The sequence below is a fragment of the Candidatus Saccharibacteria bacterium oral taxon 488 genome (genome assembly GCA_010202845.1).
In the GTDB taxonomy this organism is placed as follows: domain Bacteria; phylum Patescibacteriota; class Saccharimonadia; order Saccharimonadales; family Saccharimonadaceae; genus Nanosynbacter.
This window is the reverse complement of record CP047921.1, coordinates 664480-683402: the sequence shown is the minus strand read 5'-3', so window position 1 is coordinate 683402 and position 18923 is coordinate 664480. Positions and strand designations below refer to the sequence as shown.

Below are 18923 nucleotides of genomic sequence, written 5' to 3'. Positions count from 1 at the left end.
AAATGCTTATGCTATACTTAACAAAAAGAAGAGATGTGGGCAAACGATAGTGGCAAATATTTTCTACAAGTCAAAGCCGATCATCGGGCTTGATATTAACAAGGCTGGCGTTCGGGTAATGTCAGTCGACATGGCACGGATGACGGTGCACGGATACGGCGCAATTGAGCTGGATCCGGCGAAGGACGAGAGCGATGACCGGGCAGAGTATCTCTGCGGCAAGATCAATCAAATGTTTGAAAAAAATATTGTCGGGCGGCTCGGCAGTAACCGCGTGGTGCTGGGACTACCGACGACCAAGACATATGCACGCACCTTTGCGCTGCCGATCAAGCAGGAGAATAAGATTGAAGAGGCGGTGAATCTCGAGGTCGAGCAGTATGTGCCGATGCCGCTTGATTCGCTCTACGTCGATCATCAGATTATCAAGCGCGGCAAAGAGAACTTATCAGTCTTGATGTGCGCGGTGCCGCAAAAGATCGTTGACGAGCAGCTGGCAATTGTTGAATCGTGCGGTATTGAGGTGGCAATGATTGAGCCGAGTATCAATGCGGTGGCGCGACTGCTTGAGCGCACCAAAGAGGGGTCGCTGCCGACAGTCATCGTTGACATCGGCCCGGCGACGACCGATATCGCTATTCTTGATGCGGCAATTCGTGTGACCGGTGGTCTAAACATTGGTGGCAATACATTGACGCTTGACATCGCTAAAAAATTGAACGTACCACTTGAGACGGCGCACCAATTCAAGGTGCTTAATGGCCTCAACACTGGCCCTCGTCAAGAAAAAATTACCGAGGCACTAAAGCCGAGCCTGCAGCGGATCATCGGTGAAATCCAGAAAGTTATTCGCTACTACACCGATCGCTTCCCGGATGAGTCACGCCTTGAGCAGGTATTGATCGTTGGTAGCGGCAGTAGCGTGCCGGGGCTTGGTGAGTACTTTACGGGCGAGCTGACCTTGCCAGCACGAGTGGCCAGTCCGTGGCAGTCGCTGAACTTTAATAATTTAGCACCACCGGCCAAACAGCTACGACCGCGGTTCATGACGGCAGCTGGTTTGTCGCTAGTGCGAGCGGAGGAGATTTGGCATGATTAATCTATTACCGCCGAAAGTTAAACGCGAGATTATCGCTGGCCGGTCAAATGTGATACTGTGGCGTTACTGCGTGGTGTCGTTGATTCTTGGCTTCTTACTCATCGTGGCGACAGCGGGTATCTACTTTATTATGGCGCATACTCGGACAACTGCTCGACAGGCGATTGAAACAGGTAATCGTCGAGCGCTGCAATATCAAAAAGTTCAGCAGGATTATGAATCGTTCAGCGCAAACCTCAAGATTGCCAAGGCGATTCTCGATAAAGATGTGCGGTATTCAAAGGTAGCACTCAAGATCGCTCAGGCGATGCCGTCGGGGACAATTTTGCAAACGTTGACGCTAGATAGCAAGAAGCTCGGCACGCCGATGACTATCAACGCGCGCGGTAAAACGTATGGCGATGCGCTGCGGCTCAAGGACAGTTTTCAGCAGTCAAGCCTCTTTAAGGATGTTAATCTCGCCTCGGCGGTGGCCGAGAAAGAAAACAAGGACGGCTATCCGATCAATATTACAATTAATGTGACGATGGTGCCGGAGGTTGCGAAGCAATGAGTGAGAGAAAACGAGAAAAAATGACACCGGCGGTGACCATGCGGATCGTCTTTGCGCTGTCGCTGGTACTGATCTTGGTCGGCATGGGAGGGGTCGTCTATTTTGGCTACACCATGCTGCAAGGTACTGCCGAGGAAGTTTCTAAAATTCAGACTGAGGCAAAAGCGGTTGATGCTAAAGTGCAGAATCTAGCGCGGCTGGAAAAAGAGATGGAGAAATATAAGGATAGTGTTGCCAAGGCGCAGCAGCTAGTGGCAGAAACGCAGCAGTATCAGTACCAGAACCAAATTATCAATGACCTCACGGCCTACGCCAATAAATCTGGTGTTGGTATCGCTGGGTTCACCTTCACATCAGGCTCGGCTGGAGCCAAGTCAAACTCGGGTTCATCAGGAACCTCGGGTACGAATAATAGCTCCGGTTCAAACAGCGCTGCCGGGCCAAAAAGCATGAAAGTGTCGGTCCGCCTCAACGAAAAAACAGATTATATGGCGCTGCTTCGGTTTATGCATTTGATCGAGCAGAACTTGACGCGGATGCAGATCGCTAGTGTCAGTATGTCCAAGACCGAGGGGACAGGTCAAGTGAATACACAAACCTTGGAAGTGGAGGTATATGTTCGATGAAAAACTCACCTGATATTTCACAAATCGGTACGCTAGTATCGCGGTTTTTCCATCGCTACCACGTTATTCTCTATACGTTGACAGTGGTGGTTGGCGTATCGGTGGCAATTTTCCTGCTCTACAGTCTGCTCGCCTCGTCAAATCCAAAAGAAGATACCATTCAGCAACAGACGACGCGATTTGACCAGAAGACAATTGACCAGATCAACAGTTTCCGTACGCGCGATACCGCCAACGCCAATTTTAGTCTGCCGGCAGGGCGGACGAACCTGTTTGCCGAATAGCGTGGATATCGCTATAATGTGAGAAGTATGCTAATTTCTGCTGAACGATTTGATAACGCACCGGTGATGAGCCTGCAGACTGGCTCGGAACTGGCACGGACATCGCGGGCGGTGATCGACCCGCGTAGTTTATCGATCGTGGCGTATGAGCTGGAGGGGCCGACGCTTGATCAATCGCCGAGTTTACTACGGATCGCCGATGTGCGGGAAATTGGACCGCTGGGTCTGATCATTGATTCGGCGGACGAGCTGATTATGCCAGGTGACGTCCTGAAGATCAAGGAAGTGTATGAGTTTCAGTTCGCACTAGTTGGTAAGCAGGTCATTGATGAAAAAAAGCATAAGGTCGGTAAGGTCATCGGCTATACGTTGGAGGCCGGTAATTTTGTCATTCAGCAGCTCCGGGTGCGGCGACCGCTGCTCAAGAGTTTTGGCGATACTGAACTGCTGATTCATCGTTCGCAAATTGTTCGTGTGACCGACGAACATATCGTTGTCAAGACGCCAGAGATCCGCCACAAGGAGCCGGTCGTGCAGCCACAAGCAACGTTCGAAAATCCATTCCGAAAGGCGCACCCTGCGGCCGAAGCTGACGGCAGCGACAGCAAATGAACCAAATTATTACCAGTACCGCAGCGATGCAGCGGCTGGGTCAAGTGATTGGGCGCAACCTGAAGGGTGGGGAAGTTATCGAGTTAATCGGGGACATCGGCGCTGGCAAGACGACGCTAACGAAAGGTGTTGCCAAGGGGCTCGACATTACTGAACCGGTGCAGAGCCCAACGTTTACTATTTCCCGTGTGTACCAGTCGCCGGGCGGCTTGACGCTGGCCCATTACGATTTTTATCGATTGGGCGAGGCGGGTATCATGGCGGAGGAGATTCATGAGGTAGCCATGCAACCGCAGACCGTGACAGTGGTTGAGTGGGCTGGTGCCGTCGAGCAGGTGCTGCCAGCCGATCGACTGACAGCGAGGATTCTAGCAATTGACGAGCAATCGCGGCGTGTCACGCTGAGTGCTGGCGGGCCGACGAGCCAGGCACTCCTCGTGGCAATCAGCGCGGCGGACGAGGAGTTGGTGTGATTATTCTGCTCGATACATCGACGATGACGTGCCGTTTAACGATTGTTCAGGGCGATAGCCGGCGAGAGGTAGTGTGGGAAGCGGGTCGTGGTTTAGCCCGAGGGCTGCTACGATTTTTGGACGAGCAGGTCGGCGGCATTCACCACATCAGTGGTATCGGTATCATGCGGGGGCCGGGCAGCTTTACGGGACTGAGGATTGGTTGTGCGGTGGCAAACACGCTGGCGGAGGGACTCGGTGTTCCGATCGTTGGCAGTAGTGGCGATCACTGGCGAGATGACTGCCTGGAGCGGCTGAAGTGCGGCGAAAACGACACGATTATTCTCCCCGAATATGGTGGCGAAGCTCACATCACGGCTCCGCGCAAATAGTGGTATTTTCCTCCGCAATATCGTACAATAAAAGTAAGGCGGCTTTAGATTAGTGGCTTGGGCCGTTTTATTGCATCAGTTGAATATGGTCAGTCGTTGATACATTTCTCGGGGTGTATACCCGGGGCGATTGGTCGGAAAAGAAAGGAAATCATATGGTAGGAATAGTTATTGGCGGCTTGGTTGGCGCGGCACTTGGCGTGGGCGGTTTTTACGCCTATCAGCGGACGAGGCAAGCTAACGGCAAGTCACAAATTGAGCGTGACATTGCCGAGGCAAAGAGTAAGGCCAGCGACATTGTCCTGAAGGCTAAGGACGAAGCCTTAAAAATCGAAAATGAGCGCCGCCGCGAGTGGCAAAAGACCGAGAATCGGTTGGCGGATCGCGAGCAGACGCTGGATCGGAAATTGGACGAACTAGATAAGCGGGCGGAGAAGCTGCGCACGCACGAAGATGAGGTTGACAATCTCAAGGAAGAGATTCGCACTATTCGCACGCGCCAGCAGGAGAAGCTCGAGAAGATTGCCGGCCTAAAGAAAAAGGATGCTGCCGACAAGCTCATGCAAATGACCGAGCGCGATATCAAGAACGACCTGGTTGGATTGGTGTCGAAATTACAACACGAGGCTATGGATGATGCCGAAGAGCGGGCGCAGATGATCTTGCTCACCGCGATGGAGCGGATGAGCAGCGAGGTAACGGCTGAGCGAACAGTCACGGCTGTCAAGCTGACTGATGATGAGATGAAAGGTCGAATCATCGGCAAAGAAGGCCGCAACATTCAGGCGTTGCAGCGCGAGACTGGTGTCGATATTTTGGTGGATGACACGCCGGGTATGATTGTGCTGTCGAGTTTCGATCCGATTCGCCGGCAGGTGGCTCGCTTGAGTCTCGAGATGTTGATGAAAGATGGTCGTATCCATCCAGCGCGCATCGAAGAAGTCGTCGCCAAGGCAAAAAAGCAGATTGATAAAGAAGTCAAGCAGGCTGGTGAGGATGCCATGCGCGAGACGGGCGTTGTCGGCATTCCGAAGGAAATGCAGCGACTGCTAGGTGAGCTGAAATTCCGAACGAGTTACGGGCAGAACGTATTGAAGCATTCGACCGAGATGGCTCAGATGGCTGGAATGATCGCTGAGGAAATTGGTGCTGATGTGCGCATCACGAAAATCGCGACACTGCTGCATGACGTTGGCAAGGCGGTGACTCACAAGATCGAGGGCAAGCATCACCACATCGGTGCCGAGCTAGCGCGCAAATACGGCATGGATGAGCGGATCGTTCACGCCATCGAAGCGCATCACGATGATATCGAGGCGACGACACCAGAGGCACTGATCGTGCGAGTGTGCGACGCTGCCAGCGCTGCTCGGCCAGGAGCACGTAATATTTCGGCTGAGAACTTTGCCGAGCGGATGCGCGATCTAGAAAATGTGGCAACCAGCTTTGACGGGATTGACAAGGCCTATGCGATCTCGGCCGGGCGTGAGGTGCGGGTGATTGTTCGGCCAGAAGATATCGATGACCTGAGCGCATTTAAGTTATCGCGCGATATCGCCACCAAGATTGAATCGACCATGCAGTACCCAGGCACCATCAAGGTTAACGTTATCCGCGAAACACGGGCGATCGAGTACGCAAAATGATAAAAAGTGGTTGGTTGCCGTATGAGGAATGGCAGAAAGCGCAGGACACTCGGATCGCCAGCGCCGCGTTGCTGATCGAAAATTCAGCGGGCGAGCTGCTCACGGTCAAGGCATATTACAAGACGCATTGGAGTCTGCCTGGTGGTATGGTTGACGCTGGCGAAACGCCGCTACAGGCAGCACTTCGCGAAACCCAGGAAGAGGTCGGGCTGGTGGTTACTGAGGAGGAAGTTTCGTTTTTCGCGGTGGCGTCACGCTCCAGCGACAAAGGACTGGCGCATCAATATGTGTTCAGGGCAGTGCTGGATGATGAGCGATTGGAACGAATTGTCTTGCAGCAGTCGGAAATTGATGCCTATCAGTTCATGAGTCGCGACGCAGTGCTGGCAAGCAATGAAGGATTCGCGTGGTCGATACCACATTGGGCTCATCATCAGCCAGGCGGTTATGTCGAGACGCGAATCGTTGACGGCGATGACGAACGTCAAGAGGCGGTTACGCAATTCGTGGGATTTGGTTCGTAGGAAAAATAAACGGAGGAGGAATGATGGGAACATTGGTTATCAGTCGACACGGCGAGAGTGAATGGAATCTGCTCGGTAAGTGGACGGGCTGGACGGACGTGGGGCTCACGGAAAAGGGGCGGGCCGACACAGTGCGGCTGGGTGCGCTACTCAAAGACATCAGGTTTGATGAGGCGTATACGTCGGCGCTGCAGCGGACGCACCAAACGCTGGACGCACTGCTTGAGGGGCGCGGTAAGGGCAGTTTACCGACGACACAGGCGGCCGAGCTGAACGAACGTGATTATGGTGATTTGACCGGTAAAAATAAGTGGGAAGTCAAGGCTGAGATCGGCGAGGAAGCATTCAACGGTATTCGGCGCGGCTGGGACTATCCGGTGCCGGGCGGTGAAACGCTCAAAGATGTTTATGCGCGGGTCGTGCCATATTTTGAGCGGGAGATACTACCGAAATTACAGGCGGGTGAGAACATTCTATTGGTGGCGCATGGTAATTCTATCCGTGCGTTAATGAAGCACCTCGACCACGTACCAGAAGCAGATATGGCCCATGTGGAAATGCCGTTTGGTCAGTTACTGGTTTACACCTTTGAGCCGACGTCTGATCTACCGACGAATAAAGACGTGCTGTCGGTGGAGATTGAGGCGGTGAACGCGTAATTAGGCGCGTAGAATTTCATAGGCGCTCAGTGCTGATAAGAATTGTTGAAATCTAACCGTGTTCTCACCGTGATATGGCCAGGTAGCGTGATTTAACCAAAAGCCGATGAGCTTTAGACAGTGATTTAGATTAATCATATCACGATACGGTGAAATATCGTGGCCGCTTTTATGTAAATCAATCAACAGGCTCGTAATATCGCTGCCCGGCTCGCCCGGTCCAGACCAACTCCAATCGACTAACCTGCTGCCATGCTCTGGATGCCAGGCAATATTTGACTGCCTAATGTCGTGATGACAAAAGGCTTGTAGATGAAATCGATTCGGCTGAATCCCAGCGCGCTGCAGAGAAGGTAGATCTGTCAGCAAATCCTGGGTGACGGCTTGGCTGTGTGGTGTCATTTGATTCAGAAAATCTGGCAGAATCTGATATAGTTGAGCAACCACCTGTTCGTCAATTGTCTGCCAGCCCTCTTTGATAAAACTGATACATGATGGTTCAATGGCGAATGAGTCAGCTGGCAGTGGAATAGTCTCTAGTTTGGCAAATTTTTCTGCAGCCGCCCAGACGTAATCATCAAGAGTCTCGGCTTCAGCTCGCCATCTCCAGCCATCGTCGGGCCGCAGCGCTTCCATGATGATTGCATCACCACACAAGACAGACTGTGCGGGAACGCCATCATAACCACTCTGTCGCAAGTGCGCCATAGTAAACGCCTCTTTATCTAAATATTGCTGTAATCGCTGCCGTTTTTGGACGCTGTCATATTTGGCTGACAGTTGTTTGATAAAAGCGGCGTGATGATCCTTTGTGGCAATTGCTTTTTCGTATTGCATATGACCGCCATCAACATGGTAGAGACATTCAGGATTCTGCACCGATTCAGCCAGTGGTCGGCACGCCAGATGATCAAGCGCTCTTGCTACAATCTCGTCATGTGAGGCATATAGCTCAGGTAGGTGATCAAGCGAGTGCCAGCCGGCGTCAACCGCATCATCACGCCCAGTTATTGCCGTTAGGTCGGGGACCGTAAATAGATAAGCACTGGTTTCTATCCAGGCAGTCTGGGTATTACGCGAGTCGTTAACCAGTCCACAGAACACAAGGGTCGGATCACCGCCAATAGTTGCACCAGTCTCTTCCATTACTTCACGATGGGCTGCCGTGAGTGGTTCTTCTCCTGGATCGATAAAACCGCCAGGTAGCGCCCATTCGCCGGTTTTCCGTTTGACCAAGAGAACTTGTCGTGATTCCGGATGAATAACGATACTATCAGCGGTATAATTTGGTCCATCATACCACAGTTTCTGCTCCGTGATTGACATCATTTCATTCATGCGGCGACCAGTTGCCTTAACGCTTGACGACCAATTTTTTCTTTTACATGTGTTTTATATTCTTCAATTTTATCATCTGGGCCTGTGTGCTTACCTTCAACGTCGCTCAGTTTAACTGTCGGCACGCCATCAACCGCAGTGGCTTTCATGACGAAATTATTCGCCTCAACTCCGAGGTCGTTTGTCAGTGTTGTGCCCCAGCCAAATGTCACCTTGATACGATCCTTGAAATAATCAGCCAGTTTAATAATTGTCTCGACATCCAGCCCATCGCTAAAGACGATCGTCTTTTCGTACGGATCAATACCATGTTGTTCATAAAATGCAATCACCGTATCACCAAACTGCATCGGGTCGCCAGAGTCATGACGCAGAGCCTGCCATGAAGTCATTTGCTCCGGTGTGAAGTCAGCGAAAAAGAACTCTGTCGTAAATGTGTCGGTTAGGGCGGTTGATAAACCTTCGCCATACAGCTGCCGCCAGTCTTGGAGTACCTGATAGTGGCCATCTAACGGATTGTCGCCGGCCTTGTCGGCTAGTGCTGCGTAAACCATCGGTAATTCATGTGCGAATGTACCAATTGGCTGCAAGCCAAGCTCATGTGCCAAATAAATATTTGAAGTGCCAACGAAATTATCAGGAAGTTCACGTGCGACGCGCTCAATGACATGCTTTTGCCAGTCGTAGCTAAACCGTCGTCGCGTGCCGAAGTCAGAGAACTTGATGTCTGGGCGATTTCGTAATATGTCAATTTTCTCGCTTAATCGCCGATCTCCTTCGGCGTATAGTTCTTTGAGCGAACTACCTTCATGGGCAAGTTTATTCTGGAAATATAATTCGTTCAGCTCGCTCATGACCACTGTTTCCCAGAACGTGACCAGCGGCCATTTGCCCGTAGTACTAACCGCTAAATCGCCGCGCTTATCATAACCAATGTTAACAGGTGGTAGGGGATTGTCGCCTAAAAAGTCAAGGTAGTCGGGCGTGAACTGTGCTGTGCCGTCTTGATTTTGTAGGCTGGCGAGATAGGCGATCTCATCAGGTTGCCAACCGTTTGCTACGTTACTGAGCTGGGCGCGTAACTCTTCCGCGCTCACAAATTCTGATAGCAGGGTAGGGGCGCGATTTTTCAAGGTAAAGGTGACCTCGGCATCAGGATGCTTGTCGTACTCCAGCTGCCCCATGGTCGCCTTATAATAATCTAGTCCTTGTGATAATTTAGGTTCACGGTTCATTGAACACTCCTTTCGATCATCATTTTAGCCTCACTGGTTGAAACCGCCAGAACGTGGGCCTCTTTCATGGCGGCTAAGGCCTCTTCTTCATCAGTTGCCAGCCCGCCGAGAAATACCTGAACCTTCTCGCGAGGTGTTCGTGGTGTGATGATGGTCTCCAGCGTCTCGCCTGTGTCACTTTGACCCTCCCAACCAGAATACCCGTCAGTTTGACTTATGCCTTTGTTGATAATAATGTCATCAGGCTGCACGTCAAGCTTATCATGAAAGGCAGCGCCAGTTGTGCCAGCGACACAGTGGACTGGCCACTGGCCACCGCAATTAACAAAATGTGGTGTTTTTGCGGGGTGCCAGTCACGGGTAAAAACGACCTGCCCAGCATGGTGCCGCACGGTCTCGGCGATGGTATTGAGCGGGGCAACGACCTGCTCGCCCTCGGCAACTGCCAGGCTACCATCGATAAAATCATGCTGCACATCAACGGCAACAAGTATATTTCGAGTTGGTTTTACTGTTTCCATGGATTACCTCCTTACTTAATGTATAAATTACACTTACTATATAGTCTAACAACTAGTTATTGTGTAGTCAACACTAATTAGTAAAATACTATGAAATTATTACCCTACTCTACCTGGCTGCTATTCACTAGTCGAAACTTCGTGATAACGTCTCGAGATTTTGGGAATTAAACTCGTATAGTTTTGCTGGACGATGTGCGCCGTCACGCCACAGCTCGTTGGTTTCATGAATGAGGTTGAGGCTGAGGAATTTTTTGCGAAAATTACGCTTGTCAAATTCACGATCAAAGATAATTTCGTAGGCGTTCTGTAGTTGGGTCAGGGTAAAACGCCGCTCCAGAAATGCCGACACAGCATTCGTATATGTTAACTTGGCGATTAGCCGCTCTCTGGCGTATTCAATAATGCTGGCGTGATCATAAGCCAGTGGCGGTAGATTATGTACATCAAAAAATGTCGCGTGCGACGTCGCCTCATCGAGCGGGATAGTACGCCCACACCCGAGGTATGTCACCGATACAGCATGTCCTCGTGGGTCACGGTCGACCGTGTCAAAGGTGTAGAGCTGCTCAATGTAGCTCAAGTCATTCTTAACATCCACGCCCGTTTTTTGGGCAACGATACGTCTCAGTGCGGCTGTCGTCGTCTCGCCCTTGGCGTTGTATCCGCCGGGTAGCGCCCATTCACCCTTGAACGGCTCGTTGGGGCGCTTTAGAAGCAGGACTTCTAGCGCACCGTTACTAATTTGGAATATCACGGCGTCAACGGTTAGCGTCGGTGGAACGTATGGTTTCGTGTATTTCATACAATATATAGTACCCTGAAGTAGCTAGTTTGCCAAGGCAGACATTGTGGCCTTGAAGACTGATGTGAATTGTGTAATAATAGCTGGGAAATGAAAGGAAGAACCACTACAACCCCCCGAAGAGAATCCAATGGGTCCGAGCGTCGTCACGCAGCTGTCGAGAATAGTAAGTGTTTCAGGGTGCCCATCGTCGAAGGAGGCAGCCTTAAGAGAAAGGCACGCCGTGAGGGGCGCCCTGATAATCTTGACATTGATGACCAGATCCCTGGCCAAACCGTAGAGTCACCTTACCTGCAGCACGAGAGGGGCCAAAGATTACTGGCAGCAGCGGCATTGCTAGCCGTTCAAGTTCGTCAACTACCTCTAAGGCATCCGATGAGGGGACGATATGTGAACGCGCTTCAAGCCCTCATGGCTGGTGAATCAGGTGATGTAGGGAGGATAGCCTTCCTTACTACCAACCCCGTAGCAAAGACAAGAGAGGAACTCCGCTCATTAGCAGACACGGGGATTGCTTCGGTCGAGGTTGATGAGATTGGTTTGGTGCATTATTCATGTGCGGAATTCCCAGTAGAATAGCCACCATACCCATCATCTACCGGATCATCTCTGCGCTCTGCGATCTTGATCAGGGCTGCCAGACTGATTCCTCGCTCGGCGAGTTCTTCTTCTGAGGTGAAAAAGTGGTCGCGACTTAAAAGCAATTCACCGATCCTTCGGTAACTCTCTTTCTTGTCAATGAGCCCCTGTTCAATCTGATCACCAATCTCCCGGCATGCCCTGGCTCTACGAATATTATCCTCCGAGACTACTTTATCCATACCGACAGTCTCATCAACCCCATAGGCCTCAGAAAGTCCTGAATGTACATAGACTTCAATCCTTCCTGGGGGATCCCACAATTCCTTCCCGGGAGGTGGCTCTGGCCAATCCATCCCCATCTTATTGACCATTAAACAAAAGGGGTGGCCAATGTCAATCAATAATCCCTAGAGCAATCGTCATCACGCCAAGTATCACGTGACTCATTGTTACGCCGATGAGGTTTGATGAGCGCTGGTACGCTCGGTACCAGACAATGCCGACGATGCTCATGACAACAACAGTGAGCATATCGCCGTAGATGATATGTACATAACCGAAAAGGGCGGCTGCTACGCCAAGCTCCAACACCCGGTGCAGCCGTAGTTCTTGCAGCATACGGCTGAGGATACCGCGAAATAACAGTTCTTGCGCCGGGCACGAGATGAGAATATAAAATACATAAAATCCTATTCCTTCGGTTGGTGAGAATCGAGGCTTTTCGAGGAGTAGAAACAGCCCGGCTGCGATAAGGAGAACTATAGTTATCGGTAGCACGGTTTTGAGTGAATAGATGGTACGTTGCCGCGTAATACCGATGTCACTATGCGTATTGCCGAGTATTCGCATCACTATGTACATCGCTACTACACCGACGATGAGTGCCACGAATTTCATATTCCAAGGAATAATGCCGATACAAATCAGGATGGGCAGCGTGAGGTACACGCAGACAATGGTATAGAGATATATTATTTGTCGGCGGTGAGTTGTGTGGGCGGTGTGATTAGTATTAGGCATGATTATGAGAGAGTACAGTTATATATTAACTGAAATCACTAATTATTGCTGTATTTAATGTGTAAAGTGTGGTAGAATGGAGCGGAGTGAGTATCGAGATTAGCTTCTCGGGGTGTGGCGCAGTTGGCTAGCGCGCGCGGTTTGGGACCGTGAGGTCGAAGGTTCGAGTCCTTTCACCCCGACCACACTCATCTTGTTCGAACACACGCCCTCGGAGCTCCGCTCCGGGGGCATTTTTGTCGCAGAAGGTTGCATGTGAACCTAATCTGGTTGGCTTATCGCCCTCGCTCCATCGCCACCTGCTGGGCATGTTCTGCGGTGCGGTCGATGGGCAGTGCGCTGAGTTTATCTGTATAGCCTTTTCGCGTGAGTGCCGCGGTGATCAAAAAATCAGCGAGTCGTGGATTCTTTGGCAAGATCGGCCCGTGCAGGTACGTCGCCACGATATTGTGCAGCCTCGCGCCCTCGATTTGGCCAGTCTCGTCATTACCAGCGCCCCGCACCACGCGCCCCAGCGGCAACCCTCCTTCATCAAGCAGCGTCTGGCCGCTATGATTTTCATAACCAACGATCTGTCCAAACTCCTCGCTCTCGAGCGTGATATTGCCGATCAGGCGTTCTGCCTTGGCGTATGTCTCCAGCGGTAAAATCCCCGCACCGCGAATCACGTGTCCCTCGTGTGTGGTGAACGCTCGGCCAAACAATTGATACATACCACAGATCATCAGCATTGGCACGTCGCTCTCTGCTAAGCGCCGTAGCTCATCCGCTCGCGCCAGCAAATCGTCCTGGATAATTTCTTGCCCAGCATCCTGACCACCACCGCCGATGAAAATATCTCCCGCTGCAAAATCAGTCGTATCGCCCGGATTATGATCAATAATACGTACCGTAAAGCCGCGCCATTCCAGCCGCTTTTTCAGCGCCAGCGTATTGCCCCAGTCGCCATAGAGATTCATATCGCGCGGATACAATTGAATAATCGTGATCGTCATCGGATGGCCTCCACATCGGTTTTGATTGATAATAATTTGCGCAGTCGCATCATCGCTGTGTAGGTACAGTAAATATGTTTTGGCTGGCGTGGATGATGGGCTAGCAATTTCTCCAGCGCCGCCGCCAAATCTGGCTCAATGATTTCTGGCGTAATGTCGTCATACTCCAGCCGCAGCGCCATATCATGAGCGCGCACGCCGCTGACCACCGCCACCTGCTCGAGGCGTGAAACGTCCACGTCCCACAGCCAACTAACGTCGCGTCCGTCAGCGTAATTATCATTGATAGCAATCATCGTATCCGCTGTTCCGTCGGCAAATGACAGCAGGCTGAGCCGAAAGCCGCTCGGGTTTTTCACGAGAATTAGCTCAATCGGCGTGCCGTCAATCACGATGGTCTCGCCTCGGCCAAATGCCGGCGCTACGTCTGATAGGGCGCCCAGTAGTGTCGTTAGCTCGGCTTTCTCTCCCATAATTTGTCGTACCAAACTCAGTGCCGCCGCCGCGTTCAGCAGATTATACACGCCATTTAGCCGCATTCGCACCGCGTGCTTGGCATTGTCAATGTGAAAGGTCGCTGTTTGCCCGTCGATGTCCGCGAGCAGCACGTCGGCTGGGGCCGTCTGGTTGGCCTGAGCGCGACCAGTCTTGAGCGCATCGTCAGTCGGCATCAGTTTCAGCAGCTGGTCGGTCGTGCCAAAAAACGCTACGTCTGCCGCCGTTTTTTGGTGCAGGCGATAGATGCGTGGGTCGTCGCGATTGAGCACCACGGTATCAGTGGTTGCCTGGGCGATTTTTGCCAAGAAACCAGCCGCCGTGTCGATCTCGCCAAACCGATCCAGCTGATCGCGCATGACGTTGAGCAACAGGCTGTAGCGCGGCGGTACCAATTGAACAAACTTGACTGCCCAGGCCTCGTCAAGCTCCAGCACCGCGATGTCGGCATCCAGCCGCCCGTGCATATCTACCTCGCCGAGCAGCGCTGCCGCCACACCGCGCGAGAAATTACTGCCCGTGCGATTGGTAAAAACCTTAAGGCCGGCCGCCTCGAGCAGTTCAACGACAATCTTAGTAGTAGTGGTCTTGCCATTCGTGCCGCTGATAACCACCACGCCGCGCGGTACTTGCGCCAGAGTGCGAGCGATAAAGCCCGGATCAATCTTTTCGATGACCAGCCCCGGGAGCGCCGAGCCGCCGCCGCGCAGTCGAGCAGCTTGTTTGATGGTTTTGCCGATGAGTGTACTGAGAATCTGTCGTGACATATTTCGTATTATACCGCGCCCAAGCAGTGTGCTACAATAGAACTATGTTTTTGGTGGGTATTTTCCAGTGGTGGTATGGCGCAGGCTGGCGGCGGCATATGCAGCGCGTTGGTCTCGGTGTGCTGCGGACGGCCGATTTTTTCTCAATTGGTTTGTTGGTGCGGACATTATTTGATCCATTTCGCCAAATTTCTGCAGGGCAAATTCGTGCTCAGGCGCCGCTCACCGTGAAAATGCAGGCCTTTTTTGACCGACTGTTCTCGCGAGCAGTTGGTGCAGTGGTGCGGCTTCTGGTACTGTTTGCGGGGCTGGTGGTCATTGGTCTCCGGGTAGTGTGGGTGGTCGGTAGTATTGTCGTCTGGGCGCTGCTACCGTTGACGCCGGTGATAGGAATTATCTTGTGGCAGATGAGGGTTTTGGCATGAACGAGGTGCGACCGGAGTTTCGTTATCACAGCTTGCGGGCGCAAAAGGCGCGGTTCACGGCGCGGTTTGGTGCGGTCTGGCATGTATTGGTGGTGCTCGTCGCTGTTGCATTGGGCTCGGGTGGCGTTTGGCTATTGATCAAGCACGGGCCGGTTGGCTGGTTGATGATCGGTCTGGTGGGGCCACTGGCGATGCTCAGTGTGTGGTGGCAGGGCGATCTCAAGACGATGGCGGTGAGCGCACGAGTGGAGACGATTGATGATGTGATGGCAGCGGATGTGCTGGGCCGCCTGAGTCAGCGACCGACGCCAAAAGAGATCGCGCTGGCGGTTGGTCAGTCACGGGCCGGGCAATTCCTCGGAGTGCGGCTGGGTCTCACGCCGAACTTTTTAGCGAATATCGCCTCGGATGATCCAAATGATACGTCAGCCTTGTGGCAATCAGCGCTGCAGATTTGGCGTGACACTAATAGCCCGAAAGTAACAGGTGCGGTGCTGGCGGCGGCGATTGTTGAGCAATTTCCGAATCATGACGCCTTGCTCGCGAATTTGAAAATTGATTTTCGCGATGTATTGGGCGGTATCATGTGGTATGAGCGCCTCAAGTCGTTGATCGAGCAGTTCAAGCAAAAGCCGCTTCACACTGGCGGCATCGCACGCGATTGGTCGTTTGGCTATACGCCACTCCTGAGCCGGTTCGCCCAGAACCTCAGCCTACAGGTATCGGGCGGGACGATGATCGCGCAGCTAGACGCTCATCAGGTGGCGCTGGATCAATTGATGACAATTTTTGGCTCGAACGGCCGACAAAATGCAGCGCTGATCGGGCTCGATGGGGCTGGCAAGAGCACAGTCGTAGCGGCATTCGCCGAGATGCTCATCGATGGGCATAAAACCGTACCGTCATCGCTCCTCTATCGGCAGATTTTCCTGCTGGACGCCTCGTCGCTGATTTCGGCGGCGGCTGGTCGGGGCGAGCTGGAAGCATTGGTGACGCAAATTCTCAACGAAGCATTTTTATCAAAGAATGTCATTTTGTGTCTCGATAATGCCCAGCTGTTTTTTGAGGAGGGTGTCGGTTCGGTTGATCTGAGTAATTTACTACTGCCGATTTTGGAGGCGGGTAGGCTGCGAATTATCTTGACCATGGATAGTCAGCGCTACTTGCAGATTTCTCAGCGTAATGCCCAGCTGGCGACGGCGCTCAATACCATCGTTATCGAGCCATCATCGCCGGAGGAGACGGTGCGAATTATGCGCGATCAGCTGATCAGCCTCGAACATCGCCATAAAGTGACCTACATGTATCAAGCCATCGCCGAAGCCTACCGTGTCGGCGAGCGCTACGTCCAAGACGTGGCGATGCCAGGTCGGGCGCTCAAGGTGCTGGAGGCGGCAGCCCACTATGCGTCGTCCGGTCTGGTGACGGCCCAGTCGGTTGATGACGCGGTCGAAAAAACCATGGGCATCAAGATCGCGACCGCCTCGACTGACGATGAACGAGAGAAGCTCTTGAATCTCGAAGACCTGATTCATCAACGGATGATCAATCAAACGCGTGCCGTTAGTGTCATCTCTGATGCGATTCGGCGAGCGCGCGCCGGCGTGCGCAACCCTGATCGGCCGATTGGTACGTTTCTGTTCCTTGGCCCGACTGGAGTTGGTAAAACTGAGCTGTCCAAGGCGCTGGCGGATATCTACTTTGGTGGCGAGGGCAACCTAATCCGGCTGGATCTCAACGAATTTGTGCGGGCCGAGGACGTGGCGCGCTTGATCGCTGATGGCGCGAATGATCCGATGAGCCTGACCGCCCAGGTGCAAAAGCGACCATTCTCGGTGGTGTTGCTCGATGAAATTGAAAAGGCCCATCCGCAGGTGCTCACGACACTGTTGCAGCTACTGGACGAGGGAATTTTACGCGACGAGAAAAACCGCGATATTAGTTTTCGTGACGCCATTATTATCGCCACGTCAAATGCTGGTGCTGAGAGAATTCGCGAATACATCGAGCGTGGCTACCAACTGGAGCAGTTCGAACAAACATTTATCAACGAGCTGATTAATGCCAATCTGTTTCGTCCGGAGTTTCTCAACCGCTTTGATGAAATCGTGCTATTTCGTCCCTTGGGCAAAGAAGAGCTGCTGCAGGTCGTTGATCTCATTTTGGCTGGTATCAATCGAACGCTGGCGCCACAAAAAATCCAAGTCGCTGTCGAGGAGGCGGGTAAAAAATTATTGGTCGATGCTGGCTACGACCCGCGCCTCGGCGCTCGTCCGATGCGCCGCGTGGTGCAACGAGCCGTCGAGAATACCGTCGCCAAGCAGCTGCTCGCTGGCACTGTCGCGCCAGGCTCAACGACGATTATCACGGCGGAGCAGATACGAGCAGTGGTCGGCGATGCGGCCGATGGCAGTAGTATGGTGTCCCCAGGCCCGGGCGTGCCGCCGATATCACCCGGACAGTAGAGTTGCCAATATAATTTATTATTGTATAATAGGCATATGGCTAAGAGCGGTATGGATTTTTTCGGGCACGGAAATGAGATGAAAGAGCAGTCACCTCGTTCAATCGAGGGGCTTGTGGAGGGTGGTTTTATTGATGAAAGTGGGCAACTAACCCAGCGGACACGTCGTGCCATACCGCGAGGGGGTGTGGAGATATTAACACCTATTAAGGTGCTAGAGGATGGAGAATTGGTTGACCCGAAGCTTTCAAGAGAGGTGCAGGACTCCTGTTTTGTTATCGCGGACGGGGTAATTGTAGGGGGGTGTTTTCTTGATCTCCCCGGGTCTGAGATGGTTGAATATAACGGCCGCATCTCCAACCATGGCTTTGTTACCATATGCCAAGATCCTATGCTCGTGAATATTGTCGAGCAACTTGAAGATATAGCTCGGGAAGATCGACATACTAGGCTAACACTACGGGATATGGGTGCTCTCGGATTTGGCGGCTTTGTCGCTGGTGGAGGTATGTCATGGCTAGGTTCTGGCGAGCCATTTCTGACGACAGCTGGGACTGTTGTGGGTGGTGCGGTTGGGTCGATTGGCTTTCGACTGACTGAAAGAAAATGGCTTGAGGGGCAGGTAGAACAACTTAGTCGGGTAATACATGAACGCCCCGACAACATTACCATTAACCTCGACCTTATTGACAAGGCGCGAGCGAGCAAGCCGTCACCGGTGGTATCTAGTCTGCAGTGGTTTTGGGAGACGAGCAGAGTCGACCCTAACTTTAGATTTGATGCACAGATAATAACTATCAATAATATTATTCGGTTTATATTTAGAGATCCGCGATATAACTCGGACGCCCTTATGTTTGCCAAGAAGTGCCAAGAGTGCCAACAAGAGTATGACGCAATACAGCGTGAGCGAGCCGCACTGGAAGTTCGTACTAGCATGGGCATAAAAACTAACGATGGTCAATTGGACGCGCGTGAGAGTCATACTGATGAATATTTGGCGGACTGTTTCTTGCAGCTGTTCGATGGTGTGAAAGAGACACACGACCGACTAGAGCGGGAAGAACAGCAACGACAATCGCGGCGCGAGTTTGATGCCACGATAGAGCGCCTCACGACCGTTACCGAAGAAGAAATTAAGTGTCAATCAGCGAAAGTATTTCATGATGAGTTGATGCGGTCTCTGAGCGGAGAAACGCTGATAGGTTTTAGTGGAGGCGAACAAGGCGTCTATACACCAGCAATAATATGGGCAATGGACTTCATCCATAAATTACCGCAGATGATCACCCCCAGTCTGTCGATACACGAGGCGTATGATTATTTTCAAGGTGAAATCAAAGACATGACGGATGGCAAGTTGACATTGCCAACAACTGAGGAATTCCAACAAAAATACCCCGTCATCGACCAGGGTATCGTCTAGTAT

General features: G+C 52.1%; 22 protein-coding genes and 1 tRNA gene. 15 read left to right on the top strand and 8 right to left on the bottom strand.

All coding sequences use genetic code 11. The annotated features are described in order from the left end of the window. The first annotated feature begins 49 nt into the window (after positions 1-49). The 10 genes from GWK78_03615 to GWK78_03570 all read left to right on the top strand — a co-directional run bounded on the left by GWK78_03615 (position 50) and on the right by GWK78_03570 (position 6847). A complete protein-coding gene (locus GWK78_03615; GenBank protein QHU94085.1) occupies positions 50-1099 on the top strand; it encodes a pilus assembly protein PilM in 1050 nt (349 codons plus the stop codon). Next, positions 1092-1652, top strand: coding sequence for a hypothetical protein (locus GWK78_03610; GenBank protein ID QHU94084.1), 561 nt, complete (start codon positions 1092-1094; stop codon positions 1650-1652). The genes GWK78_03615 and GWK78_03610 overlap by 8 nt, the downstream gene beginning before the upstream one ends. Continuing rightward, positions 1649-2278 (top strand): hypothetical protein, encoded by a 630-nt coding sequence (locus GWK78_03605; protein ID QHU94083.1) that lies wholly within the window; start codon positions 1649-1651, stop codon positions 2276-2278. Before GWK78_03610 ends, GWK78_03605 begins: the two co-directional genes overlap by 4 nt. Then, positions 2275-2562, top strand: a complete 288-nt coding sequence (locus tag GWK78_03600; protein ID QHU94082.1) for a hypothetical protein — start codon at positions 2275-2277, stop codon at positions 2560-2562. The genes GWK78_03605 and GWK78_03600 overlap by 4 nt, the downstream gene beginning before the upstream one ends. Before the next feature lie 27 nt (positions 2563-2589). After that, positions 2590-3174, top strand: coding sequence for a hypothetical protein (locus tag GWK78_03595; protein ID QHU94081.1), 585 nt, complete (start codon positions 2590-2592; stop codon positions 3172-3174). Further along, positions 3171-3647, top strand: a complete 477-nt coding sequence (gene tsaE / locus GWK78_03590) for a tRNA (adenosine(37)-N6)-threonylcarbamoyltransferase complex ATPase subunit type 1 TsaE (protein QHU94080.1) — start codon at positions 3171-3173, stop codon at positions 3645-3647. Before GWK78_03595 ends, tsaE begins: the two co-directional genes overlap by 4 nt. Continuing rightward, entirely contained in the window at positions 3644-4018 is a 375-nt protein-coding gene (locus tag GWK78_03585; GenBank protein QHU94079.1) for a hypothetical protein, read from the top strand. The genes tsaE and GWK78_03585 overlap by 4 nt, the downstream gene beginning before the upstream one ends. A gap of 155 nt (positions 4019-4173) precedes the next feature. Next, on the top strand, positions 4174-5664 hold the full coding sequence (rny, locus tag GWK78_03580; GenBank protein QHU94078.1) for a ribonuclease Y: 1491 nt from the start codon (positions 4174-4176) through the stop codon (positions 5662-5664). Then, complete coding sequence (locus GWK78_03575) at positions 5661-6188, top strand: NUDIX domain-containing protein (protein QHU94077.1); 528 nt, start codon at positions 5661-5663, stop codon at positions 6186-6188. The genes rny and GWK78_03575 overlap by 4 nt, the downstream gene beginning before the upstream one ends. Before the next feature lie 20 nt (positions 6189-6208). Continuing rightward, positions 6209-6847, top strand: coding sequence for a 2,3-bisphosphoglycerate-dependent phosphoglycerate mutase (locus GWK78_03570; protein ID QHU94076.1), 639 nt, complete (start codon positions 6209-6211; stop codon positions 6845-6847). Here the strand turns inward: GWK78_03570 and GWK78_03565 are convergent, their stop codons facing one another. The 4 genes from GWK78_03565 to GWK78_03550 form a co-directional block, all read right to left on the bottom strand. Then, on the bottom strand, positions 6848-8185 hold the full coding sequence (locus GWK78_03565) for an NUDIX domain-containing protein (GenBank protein QHU94075.1): 1338 nt from the start codon (positions 8183-8185) through the stop codon (positions 6848-6850). After that, a complete protein-coding gene (gene pncB / locus GWK78_03560) occupies positions 8182-9420 on the bottom strand; it encodes a nicotinate phosphoribosyltransferase (GenBank protein QHU94074.1) in 1239 nt (412 codons plus the stop codon). The genes GWK78_03565 and pncB overlap by 4 nt, the downstream gene beginning before the upstream one ends. After that, positions 9417-9941, bottom strand: coding sequence for an isochorismatase family protein (locus GWK78_03555; protein QHU94073.1), 525 nt, complete (start codon positions 9939-9941; stop codon positions 9417-9419). Before GWK78_03555 ends, pncB begins: the two co-directional genes overlap by 4 nt. 127 nt (positions 9942-10068) lie before the next feature. Continuing rightward, a complete protein-coding gene (locus GWK78_03550; GenBank protein ID QHU94072.1) occupies positions 10069-10746 on the bottom strand; it encodes an NUDIX domain-containing protein in 678 nt (225 codons plus the stop codon). A gap of 390 nt (positions 10747-11136) precedes the next feature. Here GWK78_03550 and GWK78_03545 point away from each other — a divergent pair, with 390 nt between their 5' ends. Next, positions 11137-11325, top strand: coding sequence for a hypothetical protein (locus GWK78_03545; protein ID QHU94071.1), 189 nt, complete (start codon positions 11137-11139; stop codon positions 11323-11325). Here the strand turns inward: GWK78_03545 and GWK78_03540 are convergent. After that, positions 11295-11567, bottom strand: coding sequence for a hypothetical protein (locus tag GWK78_03540; protein ID QHU94070.1), 273 nt, complete (start codon positions 11565-11567; stop codon positions 11295-11297). The two genes, GWK78_03545 and GWK78_03540, sit on opposite strands and share 31 nt — an antisense overlap. Before the next feature lie 154 nt (positions 11568-11721). Then, the gene (locus GWK78_03535; GenBank protein ID QHU94069.1) at positions 11722-12348 is read right to left on the bottom strand and encodes a CPBP family intramembrane metalloprotease; all 627 of its coding nucleotides are present in this window, start codon (positions 12346-12348) and stop codon (positions 11722-11724) included. Between the two features lie 108 nt (positions 12349-12456). Here GWK78_03535 and GWK78_03530 point away from each other — a divergent pair. Beyond that, positions 12457-12533 (top strand) — tRNA-Pro (locus GWK78_03530). A 90-nt stretch (positions 12534-12623) separates the two neighbouring features. Here the strand turns inward: GWK78_03530 and GWK78_03525 are convergent. Then, complete coding sequence (locus tag GWK78_03525; protein QHU94068.1) at positions 12624-13343, bottom strand: glutamine amidotransferase; 720 nt, start codon at positions 13341-13343, stop codon at positions 12624-12626. Beyond that, on the bottom strand, positions 13340-14605 hold the full coding sequence (locus GWK78_03520; protein ID QHU94067.1) for a DUF1727 domain-containing protein: 1266 nt from the start codon (positions 14603-14605) through the stop codon (positions 13340-13342). The genes GWK78_03525 and GWK78_03520 overlap by 4 nt, the downstream gene beginning before the upstream one ends. A gap of 44 nt (positions 14606-14649) precedes the next feature. Between GWK78_03520 and GWK78_03515 the strand changes: the two genes are divergently transcribed. Genes GWK78_03515 through GWK78_03505 form a run of 3 tightly spaced genes read left to right on the top strand, consistent with a single transcriptional unit; the run spans position 14650 to position 18920 of the window. Continuing rightward, a complete protein-coding gene (locus GWK78_03515) occupies positions 14650-15030 on the top strand; it encodes a hypothetical protein (protein QHU94066.1) in 381 nt (126 codons plus the stop codon). Next, on the top strand, positions 15006-17495 hold the full coding sequence (locus tag GWK78_03510; GenBank protein QHU94065.1) for an AAA domain-containing protein: 2490 nt from the start codon (positions 15006-15008) through the stop codon (positions 17493-17495). The genes GWK78_03515 and GWK78_03510 overlap by 25 nt, the downstream gene beginning before the upstream one ends. 36 nt (positions 17496-17531) lie before the next feature. Further along, the gene (locus tag GWK78_03505) at positions 17532-18920 is read left to right on the top strand and encodes a hypothetical protein (GenBank protein QHU94064.1); all 1389 of its coding nucleotides are present in this window, start codon (positions 17532-17534) and stop codon (positions 18918-18920) included. Positions 18921-18923: the final 3 nt, after the last annotated feature.

What these genes read in the sequence shown, in the direction of transcription:
- tsaE (QHU94080.1), top strand. Translation starts at nt 3,171, where the DNA reads ATGAACCAAATTATTACCAGTACCGCAGCGATGCAGCGGCTGGGTCAA.
- pncB (QHU94074.1), bottom strand. Translation starts at nt 9,420, where the DNA reads ATGAACCGTGAACCTAAATTATCACAAGGACTAGATTATTATAAGGCG.
- GWK78_03575 (QHU94077.1), top strand. Translation starts at nt 5,661, where the DNA reads ATGATAAAAAGTGGTTGGTTGCCGTATGAGGAATGGCAGAAAGCGCAG.
- GWK78_03505 (QHU94064.1), top strand. Translation starts at nt 17,532, where the DNA reads ATGGCTAAGAGCGGTATGGATTTTTTCGGGCACGGAAATGAGATGAAA.
- GWK78_03555 (QHU94073.1), bottom strand. Translation starts at nt 9,941, where the DNA reads ATGGAAACAGTAAAACCAACTCGAAATATACTTGTTGCCGTTGATGTG.
- GWK78_03535 (QHU94069.1), bottom strand. Translation starts at nt 12,348, where the DNA reads ATGCCTAATACTAATCACACCGCCCACACAACTCACCGCCGACAAATA.
- GWK78_03595 (QHU94081.1), top strand. Translation starts at nt 2,590, where the DNA reads ATGCTAATTTCTGCTGAACGATTTGATAACGCACCGGTGATGAGCCTG.
- GWK78_03570 (QHU94076.1), top strand. Translation starts at nt 6,209, where the DNA reads ATGATGGGAACATTGGTTATCAGTCGACACGGCGAGAGTGAATGGAAT.
- GWK78_03605 (QHU94083.1), top strand. Translation starts at nt 1,649, where the DNA reads ATGAGTGAGAGAAAACGAGAAAAAATGACACCGGCGGTGACCATGCGG.
- GWK78_03600 (QHU94082.1), top strand. Translation starts at nt 2,275, where the DNA reads ATGAAAAACTCACCTGATATTTCACAAATCGGTACGCTAGTATCGCGG.
- GWK78_03540 (QHU94070.1), bottom strand. Translation starts at nt 11,567, where the DNA reads ATGGATAAAGTAGTCTCGGAGGATAATATTCGTAGAGCCAGGGCATGC.
- GWK78_03515 (QHU94066.1), top strand. Translation starts at nt 14,650, where the DNA reads ATGTTTTTGGTGGGTATTTTCCAGTGGTGGTATGGCGCAGGCTGGCGG.
- GWK78_03565 (QHU94075.1), bottom strand. Translation starts at nt 8,185, where the DNA reads ATGAATGAAATGATGTCAATCACGGAGCAGAAACTGTGGTATGATGGA.
- GWK78_03610 (QHU94084.1), top strand. Translation starts at nt 1,092, where the DNA reads ATGATTAATCTATTACCGCCGAAAGTTAAACGCGAGATTATCGCTGGC.
- rny (QHU94078.1), top strand. Translation starts at nt 4,174, where the DNA reads ATGGTAGGAATAGTTATTGGCGGCTTGGTTGGCGCGGCACTTGGCGTG.
- GWK78_03520 (QHU94067.1), bottom strand. Translation starts at nt 14,605, where the DNA reads ATGTCACGACAGATTCTCAGTACACTCATCGGCAAAACCATCAAACAA.
- GWK78_03550 (QHU94072.1), bottom strand. Translation starts at nt 10,746, where the DNA reads ATGAAATACACGAAACCATACGTTCCACCGACGCTAACCGTTGACGCC.
- GWK78_03525 (QHU94068.1), bottom strand. Translation starts at nt 13,343, where the DNA reads ATGACGATCACGATTATTCAATTGTATCCGCGCGATATGAATCTCTAT.